Source organism: Pseudoalteromonas sp. T1lg76, assembly GCF_002964725.1.
Classification (GTDB): domain Bacteria; phylum Pseudomonadota; class Gammaproteobacteria; order Enterobacterales; family Alteromonadaceae; genus Pseudoalteromonas.
In genome coordinates this window covers 64739-79899 of record NZ_PQCE01000013.1, presented here as the reverse complement: position 1 = coordinate 79899, position 15161 = coordinate 64739, and the positions used below count along the sequence as shown (strand labels likewise).

Sequence of the window (15161 nt, the reverse complement as noted above, 5' to 3'; positions counted from 1 at the left end):
AGAAGATGAAAGCACTAGCGTATACCCTGGCATTGGTTCCATGTTTGGCCTTGGCGGGCGAGAAAATCGACGAGCAGATCAACGTACCTGCGGATGGTCGTATCTTTATCGACAATCAGCGCGGCGACATCATTATCAAGGGCTGGGATAAGGCAAGCCTGCAGATCAAGGGCGAGCTGGACGACAGAGCCGAAGGCTACACCCTGGAAACACGCGGTCAACGCACCGACTTTATTGTCAAAATGCCTAAGAGCTCCAATTGGGGTTGGGGCAATAAGGATGATGAGGGTGAAGGTTCCAGGCTCACCATTTATATGCCGATGCAAAGCGCCCTAAGCCTGGAAGGCGTGAATGTCGATGTAGATGTAAGCGATCTCAATGGCGACAGCCGTATTGAAACCGTTAACGGCGATATCGATGCCAAAAAATTACAAGGCAAACTGACCTTTGAAACCGTTAACGGCGATATTGATGGCACCGACCTGCAAGGTGATATTCGCTACCAAACCGTCAATGGCGATATTAACGATGTTAATTCTGCCGGCCAGCTGCGCATGACCCTGGTAAACGGCGATGTCACCAGCAAAACCAGTTCAGAAGATATTCGTTTTGAGAACGTCAATGGTGATCTGACTTTGCACGCACAAACCCTGGGCAGCTTGAAGCTGAACACGGTTAACGGCGAGCTGGAAGTGTATGTGCAAGAGCTTAAAGCGAATGCGCAGATTCGTGCCGAAAGCGTCAGTGGTGACTTTGACTTGTACCTGCCAACGAGTGTATCGGCACGCTTTGACTTAGACGCTCATGCCGGTGGCGATATCCGCAACGAGCTGAGCAAAGACAAGGCGGTCAAAGCCAAGTACGGCCCGGGCGAGAGCCTAAGTTTCACCCTGGGTCAGGGCGAGGCCGAAGTGGAGGTGACCACCATCAGTGGTAACACCAACTTACGTAAAAACGACTAATTAACGCGACTAGCAAAAAACAACTCCCAACTTAGCGGGCACTTAGCCCGCTTCTTTTTTAAAAATACGACGCAATTGTTGCACTGCCATACTAAGCCGATAGAATAAGGCAATTCGCTCCCCTTTTGAGTAACTATGGCAAAGATAGATAAACAGGTTGATAGCCTAAAAGTACCCCCGCATTCCATTGAAGCCGAGCAATCCGTGCTTGGTGGCCTAATGCTTGATAATGAAGCCTTTGACCGTGTGGCTGAGATAGTGGTATCTCAGGATTTCTATACCCGCACGCACAGGTTTATTTTCGAGGCCATGGAACGTTTGGTGGAAGCTGGGCAGCCCATAGATCTCATCACCATTTCGGAATCGCTGGAGAAAAATAACCAGCTGGAAGGCATAGGTGGCTTTGCTTATTTAGGGGAAATTGCCAAAAATACGCCAAGTGCGGCGAATATCTCTGCCTATGCGCATATCGTACGTGAACGTGCCGTAGTGCGTGAAATGATCGGTGTGGCTAATGAAATTGCCGAAGCCGGTTTTAACCCCGAAGGGCGCGGCAGTCATGAGTTACTCGATCTGGCCGAGAGTAAAGTATTTAAAATCGCTGAACAGCGCACCAAGAGCACCGAAGGTCCGCAAAATATCCATACTATTTTGGAAAAGACCGTCGATAAAATCGAAGAGTTGTATCAGTCGCCCCAAGACGGTGTAACCGGTGTCAGCACGGGTTATTCGGATCTCGATAAAATGACCGCAGGTTTACAGCCTTCGGATTTGATCATAGTCGCCGCTCGTCCGTCCATGGGTAAAACCACCTTCGCCATGAACCTGGCCGAACATGCTGCCATGACCCGAGATAAGCCCGTAGTTATCTTCTCACTGGAGATGCCCTCGGAGCAGATCATGATGCGTATGTTGGCGTCATTAGGACGTATCAACCAAACCAAGGTACGTACCGGTCAGCTGGATGATGATGATTGGGCGCGTTTATCTTCCACCATGGGACTACTGATCGAAAAGGGCAAGATGTATGTCGATGACGCCTCGGGGCTAACGCCTACCGATGTGCGTTCACGAGCCCGTCGTATCGCCCGTGATCACGGCGGCATCAGTATGATCATGGTCGACTACCTGCAGCTGATGCGGGTGCCAAGTTTGTCTGATAACCGAACCCTGGAAATCGCCGAAATTTCTCGCTCACTTAAGGCCCTGGCCAAAGAGCTTGAGTGCCCCGTGGTAGCCCTGTCGCAGCTTAACCGTACGCTGGAGCAGCGTGCCGATAAGCGCCCGGTAAACTCGGACTTGCGTGAATCGGGCTCAATCGAGCAGGATGCCGACTTGATCATGTTTATCTACCGTGATGAGGTTTACAACGAAGACAGTAACGACAAGGGCACTGCGGAAATCATCATAGGTAAGCAGCGTAACGGCCCTATCGGTAAGGTCAGGTTAACTTTCCAGGGGCAATACTCACGCTTTGATAATTATGCCGGACCGGCAATGGAAGATGAGTACTAATAATTATGGCCCTGGCTACGGCAACTATTGATTTTTCTGCACTGCGAGCCAATCTCGCCCGGGTAAAAGAGCTGGCGCCCAACAGTCAGGTGATGGCGGTACTTAAGGCCAACGCCTATGGCCATGGTCTGGTGCCCATAGCCCAGCAACTGGCGGGGGCGGATGCCTTCGCCGTGGCCCGCATTGAAGAAGCCTTGGCGCTGCGCACCGGCGGTATTACCAAGCCAATTGTCTTGCTTGAAGGCTTTTTTAAGGCCAGCGATATCGACATCATGCTGGCCAACAATTTCCAAACCATAGTCCATGACGAGTACCAGTTAGCAGCGCTGGAGCAGGCGCAGCTCAATGGTCAAATCAAAGTGTGGCTTAAGGTCGACACCGGCATGCACCGCCTCGGCGTTGAGCCGGAGCAGTTTGAGCAGTTTTATCAGCGTCTTAAACGCTGTGCCAATGTGCATGAGCAGCTGCATTTGATGACTCATTTTGCCTGCGCCGACGAGCTTGAAAACAGCTATAACCAAACCCAGCTGGCCACCTTTACTACCTTGGTCAGCGATAAGCCAGCACCCTTATGCCTGGCTAATTCCGCCGCCATTATCAATTACCCGCAAAGCCATGGTCACTGGGTGCGCCCCGGCTTGATGCTTTATGGGGTATCGCCGGTGCAGGGTAAAACCTCCTCTGAGCTGGGTTTACAGCCGGTGATGAGCCTGACCAGCGAAGTGATTGCGGTGCGTCGGGTGAAAAAGGGCGAACCCGTAGGCTATGGCGGTCACTGGCAGGCCAGTGCCGATACCCAGTTGGCTGTGGTGGCTATAGGTTATGGTGACGGCTATCCGCGCCATGCCGAAAACGGCACCCCAGTGCTGATTAATGGTCGTCGCTATCCGCTGGTGGGCAGGGTGTCCATGGACATGATCAGCGTAGATATAGGCGCCGATAACCAGAGCGTGGCGGTGGGTGATGACGCCATCATGTGGGGCGCCGAGCTCGGCATCGAAGAAATTGCCACCTGCGCCAGCACTATCCCCTATGAATTGCTGTGCAATATCACTCCACGGGTTACCTACCAGTATCTAAACTAGGCGGTGAGAAGCCGCCTTTGTTGTTATTTTCCCGCCCTGCGCAATGAAAAATAAGCTATCAATTTGATTTATAAGTGAAAAGCTAATTATCCCAGTGGGGTTGTGGCCGACTTGTAAAGCAGTTGTTTCTTTTTTCTAAAAAAAAGCCCAAAATGTCAGTTACAACAATTCTTATAGGGACAGGTGCTGGGAGCGGATATGGCTTACCTTATCGAACTAGATACGGACAATGTGATCTACCTGCATGCCCACCATAGTTTTGGTCGCTTTCAATATAGCGTCGACACCCTAGTTGTTGAGCCCAGCGTGTCGAAAATTCACTGTATTATCGAGTGGCAGGGGAGTCATTGGCAGATCCGCGATCTAAGTCGTAATGGCACCTGGTTGAACTCGAAGCGCTTGGAAAAAGATCGCCCAGAGATACTTCATTGCAATGATCTGCTTACCTTTCCCGGCAATAGCTGCAGCGGTTATCGGGTTGCCAATCTCGATAAGCCCGAAGATATGCTGATTATTCTCAACTCATTGCAACGGCCCACCGAGCAACATATCCCCCTGAGCAGCTATAACCTGATCCCAGATGAGCAGCCGGAAATTGCCGTATTTATTCAGCGTGAGAGCGGCTTTTGGTGTTTTGAACGCCTCGACGGACCGCTGCTTGAGCACACCATTATCATAGAGCATGACAGGGTGAGCGACAGTCGCCATACCTATCAATTGCACTTAAGCCATAGCGAGGCGGCAACCGCCATGCGTGATGTGGCCAGCGTGAAACTGGCGGATCTTAACTTTATTTTCAACCTTACTTTAGATGAAGAGTCGGCGGAGCTGGTGATTAAAGGCCCTAATGAAGAGGTCGACCTGGGTGAGCGTTGCCATCATTATCTTACTCTGAACTTGGCGCGCTATAGGGCGCAGGACGCGGCCAAGGGCGTGCATGAGCTAAGCCAGGGATGGGTTGATACCGAAGTGATCGCCAAAGACTTAGGCATAGATTCCCGCTATCTTAATATTCAAATTCATCGCGCCCGCAAACAATTTAGCGATGCCCTGGCTCATGTGGAAGGGGCGGATCATGTTATTGAACGTAAGCTGCGCAAGGTGCGCTTTAACGCCAGTAACTTCGAGATTTATAAGGGTCACCAACTCGAGGGCGCAATCAACAGCGCTTCTAACTAGTAGGGCTAGCGGTAATGCAGAAGTTAGCACACTACGAGATTAAACATCTGATCTACCAGGGTGCCATGGGGACCGTCTTTGAAGCGTTCGATACCAAGTTGGAGCGCACGGTTGCCTTAAAGGTGTTGGCGCAGGCGGATCTTAGCGCCGCCGACAGTGCTGAAGCCCTGAGTGAAGCGCGCTTTCTCGCTCGATTAAATCACCCCAATATTATTCAAGTATTTGATTGTGCAGAAGATCAGGATACGCATTTTCTGGTAATGGAATTTTGCCGTGGCAAAAATCTGCTGCAGTACCAAAAACAGCATTTACTCAGCCTGGAACAAAAGCTCTCCCTGTTGATCGATATCGCCAAAGGGCTGGAGCATGCTCATCGCAACGGCATCATCCATAGGGATTTAAAGCCCAGCAATATTTTGATCAGTGAATCGGGGGCGGTAAAAGTTGCCGATTTTGGTATTGCCGAATTTATTGGTGCAAATGCCAAGGCCGGTGCGAGCGCCGGTACTCAAGGCTATATGGCGCCGGAGCAAATCCTTGGTCAGCCTCTTAGCAATAACAGCGACTGGTTTTCCTTTTGTGTGCTTGCCATCGAGTTACTGACGGGACAGCACCCCTATGGCGGCCAAGGCCAAGGTAGTGAAAAAGATATGGCGCGGGCCATATGCGATGGTCAGTTTATTGATCTGAATGCGTTTTCTGCCTACTTGCCGCAGCCGCTTATCCATATACTCAGTCAGGGCTTGGCGGTAGAGCCGGGTAAGCGTGTTAACTTACGCCGTGGTGCGTTGAGCACTCAGCTTGAGCAAATATTGCAGTTGCAGGTACAGCAGGCCATTATGGCGCAGCAGACCGAGCCGCTAGAGGCCCCAGCCCAGGGCAAGCAAAATGAGATGGCTTCATCTGAGGCTGCCTCCGAAGCTTCAGAGCCGGCTAAAACGAGCTCAAAACCTACTCGGCGAGCCTGGTATTATGGCCTTACCTTTGGCTTTATCGCTGTCTTGCTGGTGAGCCTCTATCTGTTTCGCGATTACTTTATCAAGGCGCCTGTGGTGGCTATTTTACCCACTCAGGTAGAGATAGCAGCGCCCGAGTTGGCCTACTACCAGGGCACGCTAAGCGGTTCTATTCAAAGTGCATTGTGGCAACAATTGGCATCGCAAAATGAGCATCTGGTTAGTCGTACGGAACTGCAGATGCTGGCCAAGGGAGTTGAGCCGGAGCGCTTACAAGACCCCAAAACCTATTTTCAGATGCTGGCCGATTACACCGGAGCCAGCGTTTTTATCACCAGCTCGGCTTCTTGCCAACAGCGCTATTGCAGCATTGAAATCAGCCGCTTAGAGGCGCCAGACTGGCAGCTGGTGGCCACCAAGCAATGGCAGTCGGATTTGGTCGACACCCGCAATGTGCATGAGTCGGCGCGCTTTTATGGCGCCAGTCTGTTTGCTCATGAGACAAGCTTTAATATGCAGGATGAGCAGGCGCTTCAGGAGCAAATCTTCAATTATTACAACCGTTATTATAATGATGACGAGATCAGTGAGCCCTTGTTCAACGAGGTTATGGCTTTGTTGAGTACAGAATCGCATTTTGATGTGGGCTATACGCTGGCGCGGGAATTGGCGCTGCAGCTGAAGGAGATCACCGGCAAGGATGAATATCTAGAGCAGGTGCAAGGCTTGTTGGCGCAGGCGCCGCGACAATATCAGCGTCGGCCCAGTTATTTTAGCAGCCGTATCTTGCTGTCCTTGGCCCAGGGAAAGGTTGAAGATGCGTCTCATGACCTGGCGCAATTACGCCGGCTAGGTGGAGGAGAGGCGGAATATTTAAACCTGCAAGCTTCCTGGTATTTGGCTCAAGGAGAGCGAGAAAAGGGACGTGATGCCTTGGAGCGTTCCCTGATGATGCGACCCAATCTAAATGTGCAAATAAAGCTGGCGTCCTTGCTCTATAGCATGGGCGACATCGACTCGGCGCTGTCCTTGCTCGATGATGTGCTCAATAAGCTGCCATTGGACAAGGATGCCTTACAGTTAATGGCGGTGCTGGCGCTCACCCAGGGCGACTTTGCTACAGTGATCCGCCATTATGAGGCGCTCATTAAGGAGTCTTTAGATCCCAAGGATGTTGCCAACACCAGCATCTTGGCTAATCTTGCTTTGGCCTATTTGTATGTGCAGCAATATCAGCAGGCGCAGATCATAGCCGGGCAAGCTCATAGCCTGGCGCCAAATAATTCGGGGATCCTGTTAAACTATGCGGATGCGTTGACCCTGGCGGGGCAATTGGCTTTGGGACGTGAGTATTATCAGCGAGTGATAGATGTGAATAATGGTCAGCAGTCCGCTTACTCCTGGTCAGACAGGGCCCAGGCCTATGCCCATCTGGGAGATTATCAAAGGGCAACCACCGCCATTAATACCAGTTTGGAGCTCGGGCAGGAGCTGGCGGATATCCATTATGCCGCAGCCATTGTCTATGCTGCTACCGGCGATAATCATTCGGCGCTGTATTACGTGCAAAAGGCGATGCAGGCGGGGTATGGTGCCAACTGGTTTGTCCTCCCCTGGTTCAAGCCGTTATGTGCCTATCCGCAATTTACCCAGCGATTACACCAGTCACAACGGCTTTGTGATGACGCCCCGGTTACTGCTCTTTAGGGCGATCGACTATAATGCGCGGGTCCTGAGACATATAAAAACGGCCGCTGCTCAATTGCTTGGCGGTATAACGAAAGCCAATGGTTAGCGGTTGTGCCGAAGGTGAGGGCGTGACCTCAATCACCTTATCAAGAGGGCTGTTATCACTGCCTGCATAGCGAATCGTGGGTTCTACCTGGCGCAGCACTATGGTGAGCTGTTTCTTATCTTCGCTCAACTGCGAGTCGACATTGTAGTTACAATTGCTGTCACTCTTAACATATTCCACGCCATTGCCGAAAAATTCCCAATCCGGGTCTTCAATATGCACTATAAATCTGGCTTCCTGGCGCTTTTCAATACTGGGGTCTTCGGCATTATTGGTGAAGGTGACGTTGAAGTCGTCGTTATTGGAGCCGCCTAAACGCTCACCACTGTCGCTCAGTTGGGTTACCCAGCGTTGTGAGCTGCTGGGGGTGAGCATAAAGCTTTGTTGTGCTGTGTAGTCATTGGGCAGGCAGGGAACGATCAAATTTGTATGATTTGGAGTGAGCATTGTTGTTCCTTATTGATTCAGAGTCTATTAACTATAGCCATAGTTTGAATAAAAAAGGAAAATTGTAATCTATTGTAAGAAAAGAACTTTTGGTGTTTTTATTAGGGGTACATTTGACCCTGAAAGGTCGCCAAAATGCGTCGCTTGCCACCCATATCTCTGTGCTCACCCAGATAAATGCCCTGCCAGGTGCCTAGCACCAGATGCCCGTCGCGAATAGGCAAGGTCAGCTCGCTGCCCAGGGTGCTGGCCTTGATATGGGCCGGCATATCGTCATCCCCTTCATAGGTGTGGCGATAGAAGGGCTGGCGCTCGGGGGCGGCCCAGTTGAAGTGGGCTTCCATATCCTGACGCACCGTGGGATCGGCGTTTTCATTAATGGTTAAACTGGCGGAGGTGTGCAGCAGTAACAGGTGTACCAAGCCGACCTGATACTGGCCGATTTGTGGCAAAAGCCGCTCCAGTTCATCATCGATAAGATGAAAACCACGCGTTTTGGCGCTTAGGGTGACTTGATGTTGTTGCCAGCTCATAAGGTATCACGGCTCATTTTGACGTACTGCTGTGGCGCTTAAGATTGGCAGTTCTTGCAAATGCCATGGGCCTCTATGGTTTGGGCGCTGACGCTAAAGCCATGCTCAAGAGCAAGAGCGCTTAGCTCATGGGAAAGCACGCCGGAGTGCAGCTCAGCCACATGACCGCACTGATCACAGATCAGCAATTGCACCGGGTGGATGGACTCAAAATGATGGCACAGCATAAAGGCATTGGTGCTTTCGATTTTATGAATAAAGCCTTGCTCCGCCAGAAAATCGAGGGCGCGATAAATGGTGGCCGGTTTGGCACTGCTTTCGGTAACCTTAAGCTGCTCAAGTAAGTCGTAGGCACCTACACCGCTTTCGGTGCTCGCCAGTAAGCGAAAAACCTTTTCTCTAATGGGTGTGAAGCGCGCACCCTTGCTATCACACATTCTTTTCGCTTTATTGACCAGCGCATCAACGTTCATAGGTTACCTTTTTGATCTTCTCGCACCCCTAATAGCATACTATGGTCGCGAAAAATTACTATCTCTGAATTGTCGCCAACGGTATAATTTTGTTTTCATAACTGGGAGTTAGCGTGAACGAGTTAATCGCCACATTTATCTTCTTTTTTGCGGTTATCGACCCGGTTGGTACCATTCCGGTATTTATCGCCGTCACCCGAGGCGAAGATGCCGCCTTTAAACGCAAAGTAGCCTATAAGGCCGTCGCCGTTTCAGCCCTGGTGTTATTATTCTTTGTGGTGGTTGGCGAGCTGCTGTTAAACGCCATTCGTATTCCCTTAGCCGCGTTTCAAATTGCCGGCGGTATCGTTCTGTTGTTATTTGCTTTGACCATGATCTTCGGTGAGGGGAAGCCTGAGTCCGAGATCAAGAGCATGCGTGACTCCACCGAAACCGCGATTTTCCCCTTGGCCATTCCTTCCATTGCCAGCCCCGGGGCCATGCTGGGCGCGGTACTGATGACCCGTAATGCCGAGTTTACCTGGGTCGAGCAGGCGATCACTTCTGCTGTGATGCTGGGTGTGCTGGTTTTGGTGCTCCTGCTCTTGCTGCTTGCCCGTTATGTGCATAACTTTATCGGTGACAGTGGCGCCAGTATTATTTCCCGGGTTATGGGTTTGATCTTAAGCTCGGTGGCGGTGGCCAATATCCTCGGCGGCATTAAAGATTATTTTGCTCTCTAGCAAGAGGATTGCTGGATGGCGTGAAATTTACGCGTTAGTTGCGTATAATTCGCGCCCTTACTGCACACTAGTACTGCACGACCGCAGGCGTTTTTTAGGTAATCAGCCATGACAGATACTATCACTCATACTCCGACTCCCACTTGGCAGCAAGACACTTTCCGCCGTTTTAGCGTTGCCCCAATGCTGGATTGGACCGACCGTCATTGCCGTACCTTTCATCGCCTGATGAGCAAAGAGGCGGTGCTTTACACTGAGATGATCACTACCGGTGCCATTATTCATGGCAAGGGCGATTACCTGCATTTTAACCAGCATGAGCAACCTGTGGCCTTGCAGCTTGGAGGTTCAAACCCCGAGGAGTTGGCCCATTGCGCTAAGCTGGCGGCAGAGCGCGGTTATGCGGAAATTAACTTAAACGTGGGTTGTCCTTCCGATAGGGTGCAAAATGGTCGCTTTGGCGCCTGTTTGATGGCCCAGCCGGAGCTGGTGGCCGAGGGCATTGCGGCGATGAAGGCGGTGACCGATATCCCGGTTACGGTAAAAACCCGTATTGGTATCGATGAGCAAGACAGCTATGAGTTCCTTTTGGCGTTGATCGATGCCAATCATAAAATCGGCTGTGATGATTTTATTATCCATGCCCGTAAGGCCTGGTTGCAGGGCTTGAGCCCGAAGGAAAACCGTGAAATCCCGCCGCTTGATTATCCTCGTGTGTACCAGTTGAAAAAAGACTATCCGCATCTGCATATCAGCATTAACGGCGGCATCAAAACCCTTGCCGAGTGTCAGCATCATTTAGAGCATGTTGATGGTGTGATGATAGGCCGGGAAGCATACAGCAATCCTTATTTGCTGGCGCAGGTGGATGCCGAGCTTTATGGCCTGCCGGGCTGCACCTTGACCCGCCATCAGGTGGCCGCGCAAATGTTGGATTATATTGACGATGAAATGCGCCAGGGCGCCCGCTTTTGGCATGTGGCGCGTCATATGCTGGGGCTTTTCCAAGGGATGCCGGGAGCGCGCGGTTATCGTCGCCACCTTTCCGAAAACGGCCATAAAAGTGAAGCCACGGCGCAAACCCTGGTACAGGCATTGGGCTTTGTCAGCTAGAAGTAGGCAAATACACTACAAATTAGTCTGTCCGGCTAATTGAAATTAGCCGACTGTATTTTATAATCCTTTCAATTCAACATCTTATGTTTTGGCATATAACTTGAGAGCCATGCAGTAGTTCCACTAATTAGGAGTACAGCATGGCTAAATCAAGCAGCACTTATTATCGCGATGCCCTGAATAAGAAAATCTCCGGCGTATGTGCCGGTTTTGCGAAACATCACCATCTGCCAATCTGGCTGGTTCGTTTGGCGGTGATCATCGTCTTTCTCAATGCCCCCATTATCATGGCGGCGCTTTACCTTGTTTGCCACCTGCTCTTTGAGGAGCAGATCCTTATTTAATCCCACCCCAGTGGGGTTTAGGTTGCTGATTTTACTAAAGACACTCAGTTGTCATTAAGTTATATTAGGGTACCTTCAAGGGATAAATTCAAGGAAGCATTATGTTGCGTATTTTCAATCGGGCCTTGCTTGCGGCAACGGCCCTCTGTGCTTGTGCCTTTAGCTACGCCCAGGATGGGCTAATGATCAGCGAGGCTAAGGTTCGCCAGTTTTTGCCGGCGGCCAGCAGCTCGGTGGGCTATTTTACCTTGGAAAATAATTCCGAGCGTGAGCGCACCCTTAAAGCCGTTGAACTAGAGTCGCTGGGGCGCGTGGAAATTCATACCCATGAACACAGCGATGGCATGATGAAAATGCGCAAGTTGGACAGCCTCACTATCGGCGCAAATAGCCGCATAGTGTTGCAACCGGGTGGGCTACACTTAATGTTATTTTCGCCACAGCAGGCCCTTAGCGTCGATCAGACTCTGAAAATGACACTGATCTTCGCCGATGGCGAACGTGTAAATGGCCAGGCGCGTGTTTTCAGCTTGATAGAGAAAGAGCAAAAGCGCGACAGCGGCAGTGAGCACCAGCACCACCACAACTAGGAGTTGATATGTCACAGCATAAAGGAAAGATCGCAGCCGCCATCGCCGCTGTATTATTGTTATTTTATTTAATTGCCGTGTATTGGAGCATAGAGCCAGACCGCTTTGATGTGCTCGAAAATGCTAAGCAGCAGGCCAGTGAACGTAACGAGCAACTGGTGACAGGATATGTGACCACCTCGGCGCTGATCACTGTGACTCAAACCTTACTCGATAAACCAGGTGGCTACCTCAGCAATGACATGATGCCGCCGAGCGTTATGATGGACAATATGCCGGCCTGGGAATACGGCGCATTGGAAATGGCCCGTGATATGGCCCTATCCATGCGTAAAGACTTTAGCCGTTCGCAATCTCAGTCAACCGAGCATCCTTCGCTGAAAAAAGCTCAGCCGCAATTTAACATCAGCAATACCGCCTGGATGTGGCCAAGTGCCGAGGGTGAGTATCAAAAAGGCATAGAGCTGCTGATTGAATACCGCTCGCAAATTGCCGACAGTGGTGATCGCCAAAGTCAGTTTTACGCCCGTGCCGATAACCTGCGCGCCTGGGTTAAAGAAGCAGAAAAGCGCCTAGGTAGCTTAAGTCAGCGCCTCAGTGCCAGTGTCGGTCAGGAGCGCTTAAACACGGATTTAGCCGGGGATCGCGAAGCCCATCAGGCCACCTATGCGCCTCATGAGCAAATGGTGCGTACTTCCTGGTGGAAAATTGACGACACCTTTTACGAAGCCCGTGGTGCCACCTGGGCGTTACTGCATTTTCTAAATGCCATTGAGTATGACTTTGCCGATGTATTAGAGAAGAAAAATGCCAGGGTGAGTGTGCAGCAGATCATCCGCGAGCTTGAAGCTACGCAGGAGCCGGTATGGAGCCCAATGGTCTTAAACGGCAGTGGTTTTGGTTTTGTGGCCAATCACTCTTTGGTGATGGCTAATTATATTTCGCGTGCCAATGCGGCACTGATTGAACTAAGCGAGTTACTCGCACAAGGATAATAGGGGATAAAATGAAAAAGTACGTTCTAGCGGCAGCAGTATCGTTAGCAAGCATGGCGCCAGTAGCCCAGGCCGATACGTTACTGGGTTTATACGTAGGTGCCGAAGGCTGGCAGGCAGAGCCGGAAGGCAGCTTTGGTAGTAAAGGTAATGCCCAGCAGGATTTCGCGTTTGAAGATGAAACCTTAACCAGTTACTACGTAGCCCTAGAGCACCCAGTACCACTTATCCCTAACGTGAAATTACGTTACACGGAAATGGACGTAACCGGCGACACCACCCTAGTTGACGGTTTTGAGTTCCAGGACGTTAACTTTGGCGCCGGCACGAACCTGTATACCGAAACCGATCTTACTCATATCGACTATGTGTTGTACTACGAAATTTTCGATAACGATACCCTGTCGATCGACTTGGGTCTAAGTGCTAAGCAGTTCGATGGTGATTTTTACATCATTGATACCATGAGTGGTGAAAACGCCAGCACAGGAGCCATGGTGCGCACCGACTTCTCTGGCTTTGTACCACTAGCCTATGGCCGTGCTCAGGTTGGCCTGCCGTTCACAGGTCTTAGCGTGTTTGCTGAAGGCAGCATGTTCGCTCTTGATGACAGCTCGGTGCATGACTACCAGGTTGGTGTTGAGTGGGAAGTGATCGATAACTTAGCGGTTGATGTGGCTATTCGCGGCGGTTACCGCAGCATGCTGATCGAGCTTGATGATATCGACGATATCAATACGGATATCGATGTATCTGGACCGTTCGCCGGTTTGCAGGTGCACTTCTAAGCGCAGATCTGCGCAGCAAAAAAGGCGCCTTTTGGCGCTTTTTTTGTGTCTTTCCAAAAGCAGGCTAGGGGTCGCTGGGCTGCTCACTATTCTTATCGTGCTCTGGCTGGGGCAGCTCGGATAGGGTTCTTAAGTTATTCAGACTATGGGTGATGGTATTTTGCAGTTGATGCTCGGCAAGCCAGGCCAGATAAGGACCAAGTACCGGAATGGTGATTTCTCCCCGCTGTTGCCAGGTTACCCTGCTGCCTTGGGCATAGCCTTGGGTGCGGATAGTGCCACGGGAAAGGTATTCATCATTTACCAGCACCTGAAATTCTAATTGCTCCGCACTGCTGTGGGTAATGCTCAGTTCACCACGGGAGCTGTCACCTAGCCAGTTGATATGCGCACCTACGCCCTGAGTTCTGCCATGTACCTGCAGCCGGGCGCGATCTTCGATTTGTTGCACCGCCAGCCATTTTGGCCAGTTGTTTAAATCCTGTAACCAGGGGGCAATTTGCGCCGATGAACTTGTGATATCGACGCTGCGCTGCACCTGATAGCTGGGGGTCAGTACCAGACCAAAAAAGACGATAACAAGTAGGATAAGCACCAGGACTTTGAGCGATTTTTCTAAGGCTGTCAGCACGCTATATGGCCTCTTACCGTAAGTTACGGATAATTATAAAGGATTAGAATATCCTGTTCGTGGCAAATTTACCATGCTGTTGTTTTTTTAATGGGAACAAAAGCGGCGTTTTCTAGGGATAAAGGGGTAGGGGAAGAGCTGAAAAAATAAAGGAGAATGCGGCGCCAAGACGCCGCAATAAAAAGCCTTATGGCAGGTGTACGGCCTTAAAGCTAGCCAGGGCATCGCCTTGCTCATTTTTCAAGGTTAAGTGTCGCCATTAATGCGGTATGAGAAGGTATCGGCTAGCACCTTGCTGAATGCTTGCTCTTGATCCATTTGCTCCATACACATTTTTCTGGTGCTGGCTAACGACTTAAAGCGTAAGCCAAAGTGCTGAGCTGTCACGTATTGACCCATAACCTGGTTACAACCCAAGAAGCCGCTAACACGACCGTCCTGGTGCAGGGTGATTTGCGGTTCACGCTGTTGAACAACTACTTGCTCAGTGCCGATTTTCATCGCTTTCCAGTAGGTATTAACCAGGTTTTCATTCGGCTTGGCAACGCGCTCCATCATCACCTTAATCGGGCTTTGTGTCTGCGTGGTACCGAAGGGGTCGTTATTTTGGGTGGTGATATAGCGCAGCTCACCATTATGGGTTATTTTGGCGCTGACGCTGTAACGCATACGCTCTTTTACCGCATCGGCGGCATAGGTCAAGGCTAGATCATAAGGCGGCGCACCATCTAAAGTAACGGTTTCGCTGGCAATGACTTCGGCGGCCACATCCATTTTTGAGACATCGGAAAGGGTAACGGTTAACTGCGAGCCAGGCGGTAGCATGCTGCGGTCTTTGTAAAGAACCTGCACCTGCATGGTTTTCATTTGTTGCTCGGCGGCGGTTTGTGCGCCTTGCTCCGGGGTATTGCTACAGGCACCCAATAATACGCTGGTAAGGGCTAGGGCCGAAAAAGTAATCTTTTTGCTCATATTATTAACTCCTTTAATACTGCCAGTATTTTAAGTAAATATGTATTAATTACACCTT

At 50.7% G+C, this 15161-nt stretch carries 16 protein-coding genes; 11 read left to right on the top strand and 5 right to left on the bottom strand.

Annotated elements, in window-relative coordinates; translation table 11 throughout:
• The first annotated feature begins 5 nt into the window (after positions 1–5).
• The 5 genes from C2M35_RS06160 (at position 6) to C2M35_RS06140 (ending at position 7404) form a co-directional block, all read left to right on the top strand.
• Positions 6–962, top strand: a complete 957-nt coding sequence (locus C2M35_RS06160) for a DUF4097 family beta strand repeat-containing protein (RefSeq protein WP_105264853.1) — start codon at positions 6–8, stop codon at positions 960–962.
• Between the two features lie 135 nt (positions 963–1097).
• Entirely contained in the window at positions 1098–2477 is a 1380-nt protein-coding gene (gene dnaB, locus C2M35_RS06155) for a replicative DNA helicase (protein ID WP_105200113.1), read from the top strand.
• A gap of 5 nt (positions 2478–2482) precedes the next feature.
• Entirely contained in the window at positions 2483–3562 is a 1080-nt protein-coding gene (gene alr, locus C2M35_RS06150) for an alanine racemase (RefSeq protein WP_105200114.1), read from the top strand.
• Positions 3563–3760: 198 nt separating this feature from the next.
• Positions 3761–4741 carry an FHA domain-containing protein gene (locus C2M35_RS06145; protein WP_105187937.1) on the top strand — a complete coding sequence of 327 codons (981 nt, stop codon included), beginning with the start codon at positions 3761–3763 and terminating at the stop codon, positions 4739–4741.
• A 14-nt stretch (positions 4742–4755) separates the two neighbouring features.
• The gene (locus C2M35_RS06140; RefSeq protein WP_105264852.1) at positions 4756–7404 is read left to right on the top strand and encodes a serine/threonine-protein kinase; all 2649 of its coding nucleotides are present in this window, start codon (positions 4756–4758) and stop codon (positions 7402–7404) included.
• Here the strand turns inward: C2M35_RS06140 and C2M35_RS06135 are convergent.
• The 3 genes from C2M35_RS06135 to C2M35_RS06125 all read right to left on the bottom strand — a co-directional run bounded on the left by C2M35_RS06135 (position 7391) and on the right by C2M35_RS06125 (position 8945).
• Positions 7391–7939: a hypothetical protein gene (locus tag C2M35_RS06135; protein ID WP_105264851.1), complete on the bottom strand. Its 549-nt coding sequence runs from the start codon at positions 7937–7939 to the stop codon at positions 7391–7393. The two genes, C2M35_RS06140 and C2M35_RS06135, sit on opposite strands and share 14 nt — an antisense overlap.
• Before the next feature lie 101 nt (positions 7940–8040).
• Positions 8041–8472 carry a secondary thiamine-phosphate synthase enzyme YjbQ gene (locus C2M35_RS06130; RefSeq protein WP_105264850.1) on the bottom strand — a complete coding sequence of 144 codons (432 nt, stop codon included), beginning with the start codon at positions 8470–8472 and terminating at the stop codon, positions 8041–8043.
• A 38-nt stretch (positions 8473–8510) separates the two neighbouring features.
• Complete coding sequence (locus tag C2M35_RS06125; RefSeq protein ID WP_105264849.1) at positions 8511–8945, bottom strand: transcriptional repressor; 435 nt, start codon at positions 8943–8945, stop codon at positions 8511–8513.
• Positions 8946–9058: 113 nt separating this feature from the next.
• Here C2M35_RS06125 and C2M35_RS06120 point away from each other — a divergent pair, with 113 nt between their 5' ends.
• From C2M35_RS06120 to C2M35_RS06095, 6 genes are all read left to right on the top strand, one after another.
• A complete protein-coding gene (locus C2M35_RS06120) occupies positions 9059–9667 on the top strand; it encodes a MarC family protein (RefSeq protein ID WP_105264848.1) in 609 nt (202 codons plus the stop codon).
• Between the two features lie 108 nt (positions 9668–9775).
• Entirely contained in the window at positions 9776–10780 is a 1005-nt protein-coding gene (dusA, locus tag C2M35_RS06115; protein ID WP_105264847.1) for a tRNA dihydrouridine(20/20a) synthase DusA, read from the top strand.
• A gap of 143 nt (positions 10781–10923) precedes the next feature.
• Complete coding sequence (locus tag C2M35_RS06110; RefSeq protein WP_105264846.1) at positions 10924–11127, top strand: PspC domain-containing protein; 204 nt, start codon at positions 10924–10926, stop codon at positions 11125–11127.
• A 101-nt stretch (positions 11128–11228) separates the two neighbouring features.
• Positions 11229–11717 carry a copper chaperone PCu(A)C gene (locus C2M35_RS06105; protein ID WP_105264845.1) on the top strand — a complete coding sequence of 163 codons (489 nt, stop codon included), beginning with the start codon at positions 11229–11231 and terminating at the stop codon, positions 11715–11717.
• Between the two features lie 8 nt (positions 11718–11725).
• Positions 11726–12712, top strand: coding sequence for a DUF2333 family protein (locus C2M35_RS06100; RefSeq protein ID WP_105200123.1), 987 nt, complete (start codon positions 11726–11728; stop codon positions 12710–12712).
• 11 nt (positions 12713–12723) lie between these two features.
• Positions 12724–13500 (top strand): TIGR04219 family outer membrane beta-barrel protein, encoded by a 777-nt coding sequence (locus tag C2M35_RS06095; protein ID WP_105214824.1) that lies wholly within the window; start codon positions 12724–12726, stop codon positions 13498–13500.
• Positions 13501–13564: 64 nt separating this feature from the next.
• Here C2M35_RS06095 and C2M35_RS06090 read toward each other — a convergent pair whose 3' ends face one another.
• Both C2M35_RS06090 and C2M35_RS06085 read right to left on the bottom strand, forming a co-directional pair.
• Entirely contained in the window at positions 13565–14131 is a 567-nt protein-coding gene (locus C2M35_RS06090; protein WP_105264844.1) for an SRPBCC family protein, read from the bottom strand.
• 246 nt (positions 14132–14377) lie between these two features.
• Positions 14378–15103 (bottom strand): META domain-containing protein, encoded by a 726-nt coding sequence (locus tag C2M35_RS06085; RefSeq protein ID WP_105264843.1) that lies wholly within the window; start codon positions 15101–15103, stop codon positions 14378–14380.
• Between the last annotated feature and the right edge of the window lie 58 nt (positions 15104–15161).

What these genes read in the sequence shown, in the direction of transcription:
- C2M35_RS06160 (WP_105264853.1), top strand. Translation starts at nt 6, where the DNA reads ATGAAAGCACTAGCGTATACCCTGGCATTGGTTCCATGTTTGGCCTTG.
- dnaB (WP_105200113.1), top strand. Translation starts at nt 1,098, where the DNA reads ATGGCAAAGATAGATAAACAGGTTGATAGCCTAAAAGTACCCCCGCAT.
- alr (WP_105200114.1), top strand. Translation starts at nt 2,483, where the DNA reads ATGGCCCTGGCTACGGCAACTATTGATTTTTCTGCACTGCGAGCCAAT.
- C2M35_RS06145 (WP_105187937.1), top strand. Translation starts at nt 3,761, where the DNA reads ATGGCTTACCTTATCGAACTAGATACGGACAATGTGATCTACCTGCAT.
- C2M35_RS06140 (WP_105264852.1), top strand. Translation starts at nt 4,756, where the DNA reads ATGCAGAAGTTAGCACACTACGAGATTAAACATCTGATCTACCAGGGT.
- C2M35_RS06135 (WP_105264851.1), bottom strand. Translation starts at nt 7,939, where the DNA reads ATGCTCACTCCAAATCATACAAATTTGATCGTTCCCTGCCTGCCCAAT.
- C2M35_RS06130 (WP_105264850.1), bottom strand. Translation starts at nt 8,472, where the DNA reads ATGAGCTGGCAACAACATCAAGTCACCCTAAGCGCCAAAACGCGTGGT.
- C2M35_RS06125 (WP_105264849.1), bottom strand. Translation starts at nt 8,945, where the DNA reads ATGAACGTTGATGCGCTGGTCAATAAAGCGAAAAGAATGTGTGATAGC.
- dusA (WP_105264847.1), top strand. Translation starts at nt 9,776, where the DNA reads ATGACAGATACTATCACTCATACTCCGACTCCCACTTGGCAGCAAGAC.
- C2M35_RS06110 (WP_105264846.1), top strand. Translation starts at nt 10,924, where the DNA reads ATGGCTAAATCAAGCAGCACTTATTATCGCGATGCCCTGAATAAGAAA.
- C2M35_RS06105 (WP_105264845.1), top strand. Translation starts at nt 11,229, where the DNA reads ATGTTGCGTATTTTCAATCGGGCCTTGCTTGCGGCAACGGCCCTCTGT.
- C2M35_RS06100 (WP_105200123.1), top strand. Translation starts at nt 11,726, where the DNA reads ATGTCACAGCATAAAGGAAAGATCGCAGCCGCCATCGCCGCTGTATTA.
- C2M35_RS06095 (WP_105214824.1), top strand. Translation starts at nt 12,724, where the DNA reads ATGAAAAAGTACGTTCTAGCGGCAGCAGTATCGTTAGCAAGCATGGCG.
- C2M35_RS06085 (WP_105264843.1), bottom strand. Translation starts at nt 15,103, where the DNA reads ATGAGCAAAAAGATTACTTTTTCGGCCCTAGCCCTTACCAGCGTATTA.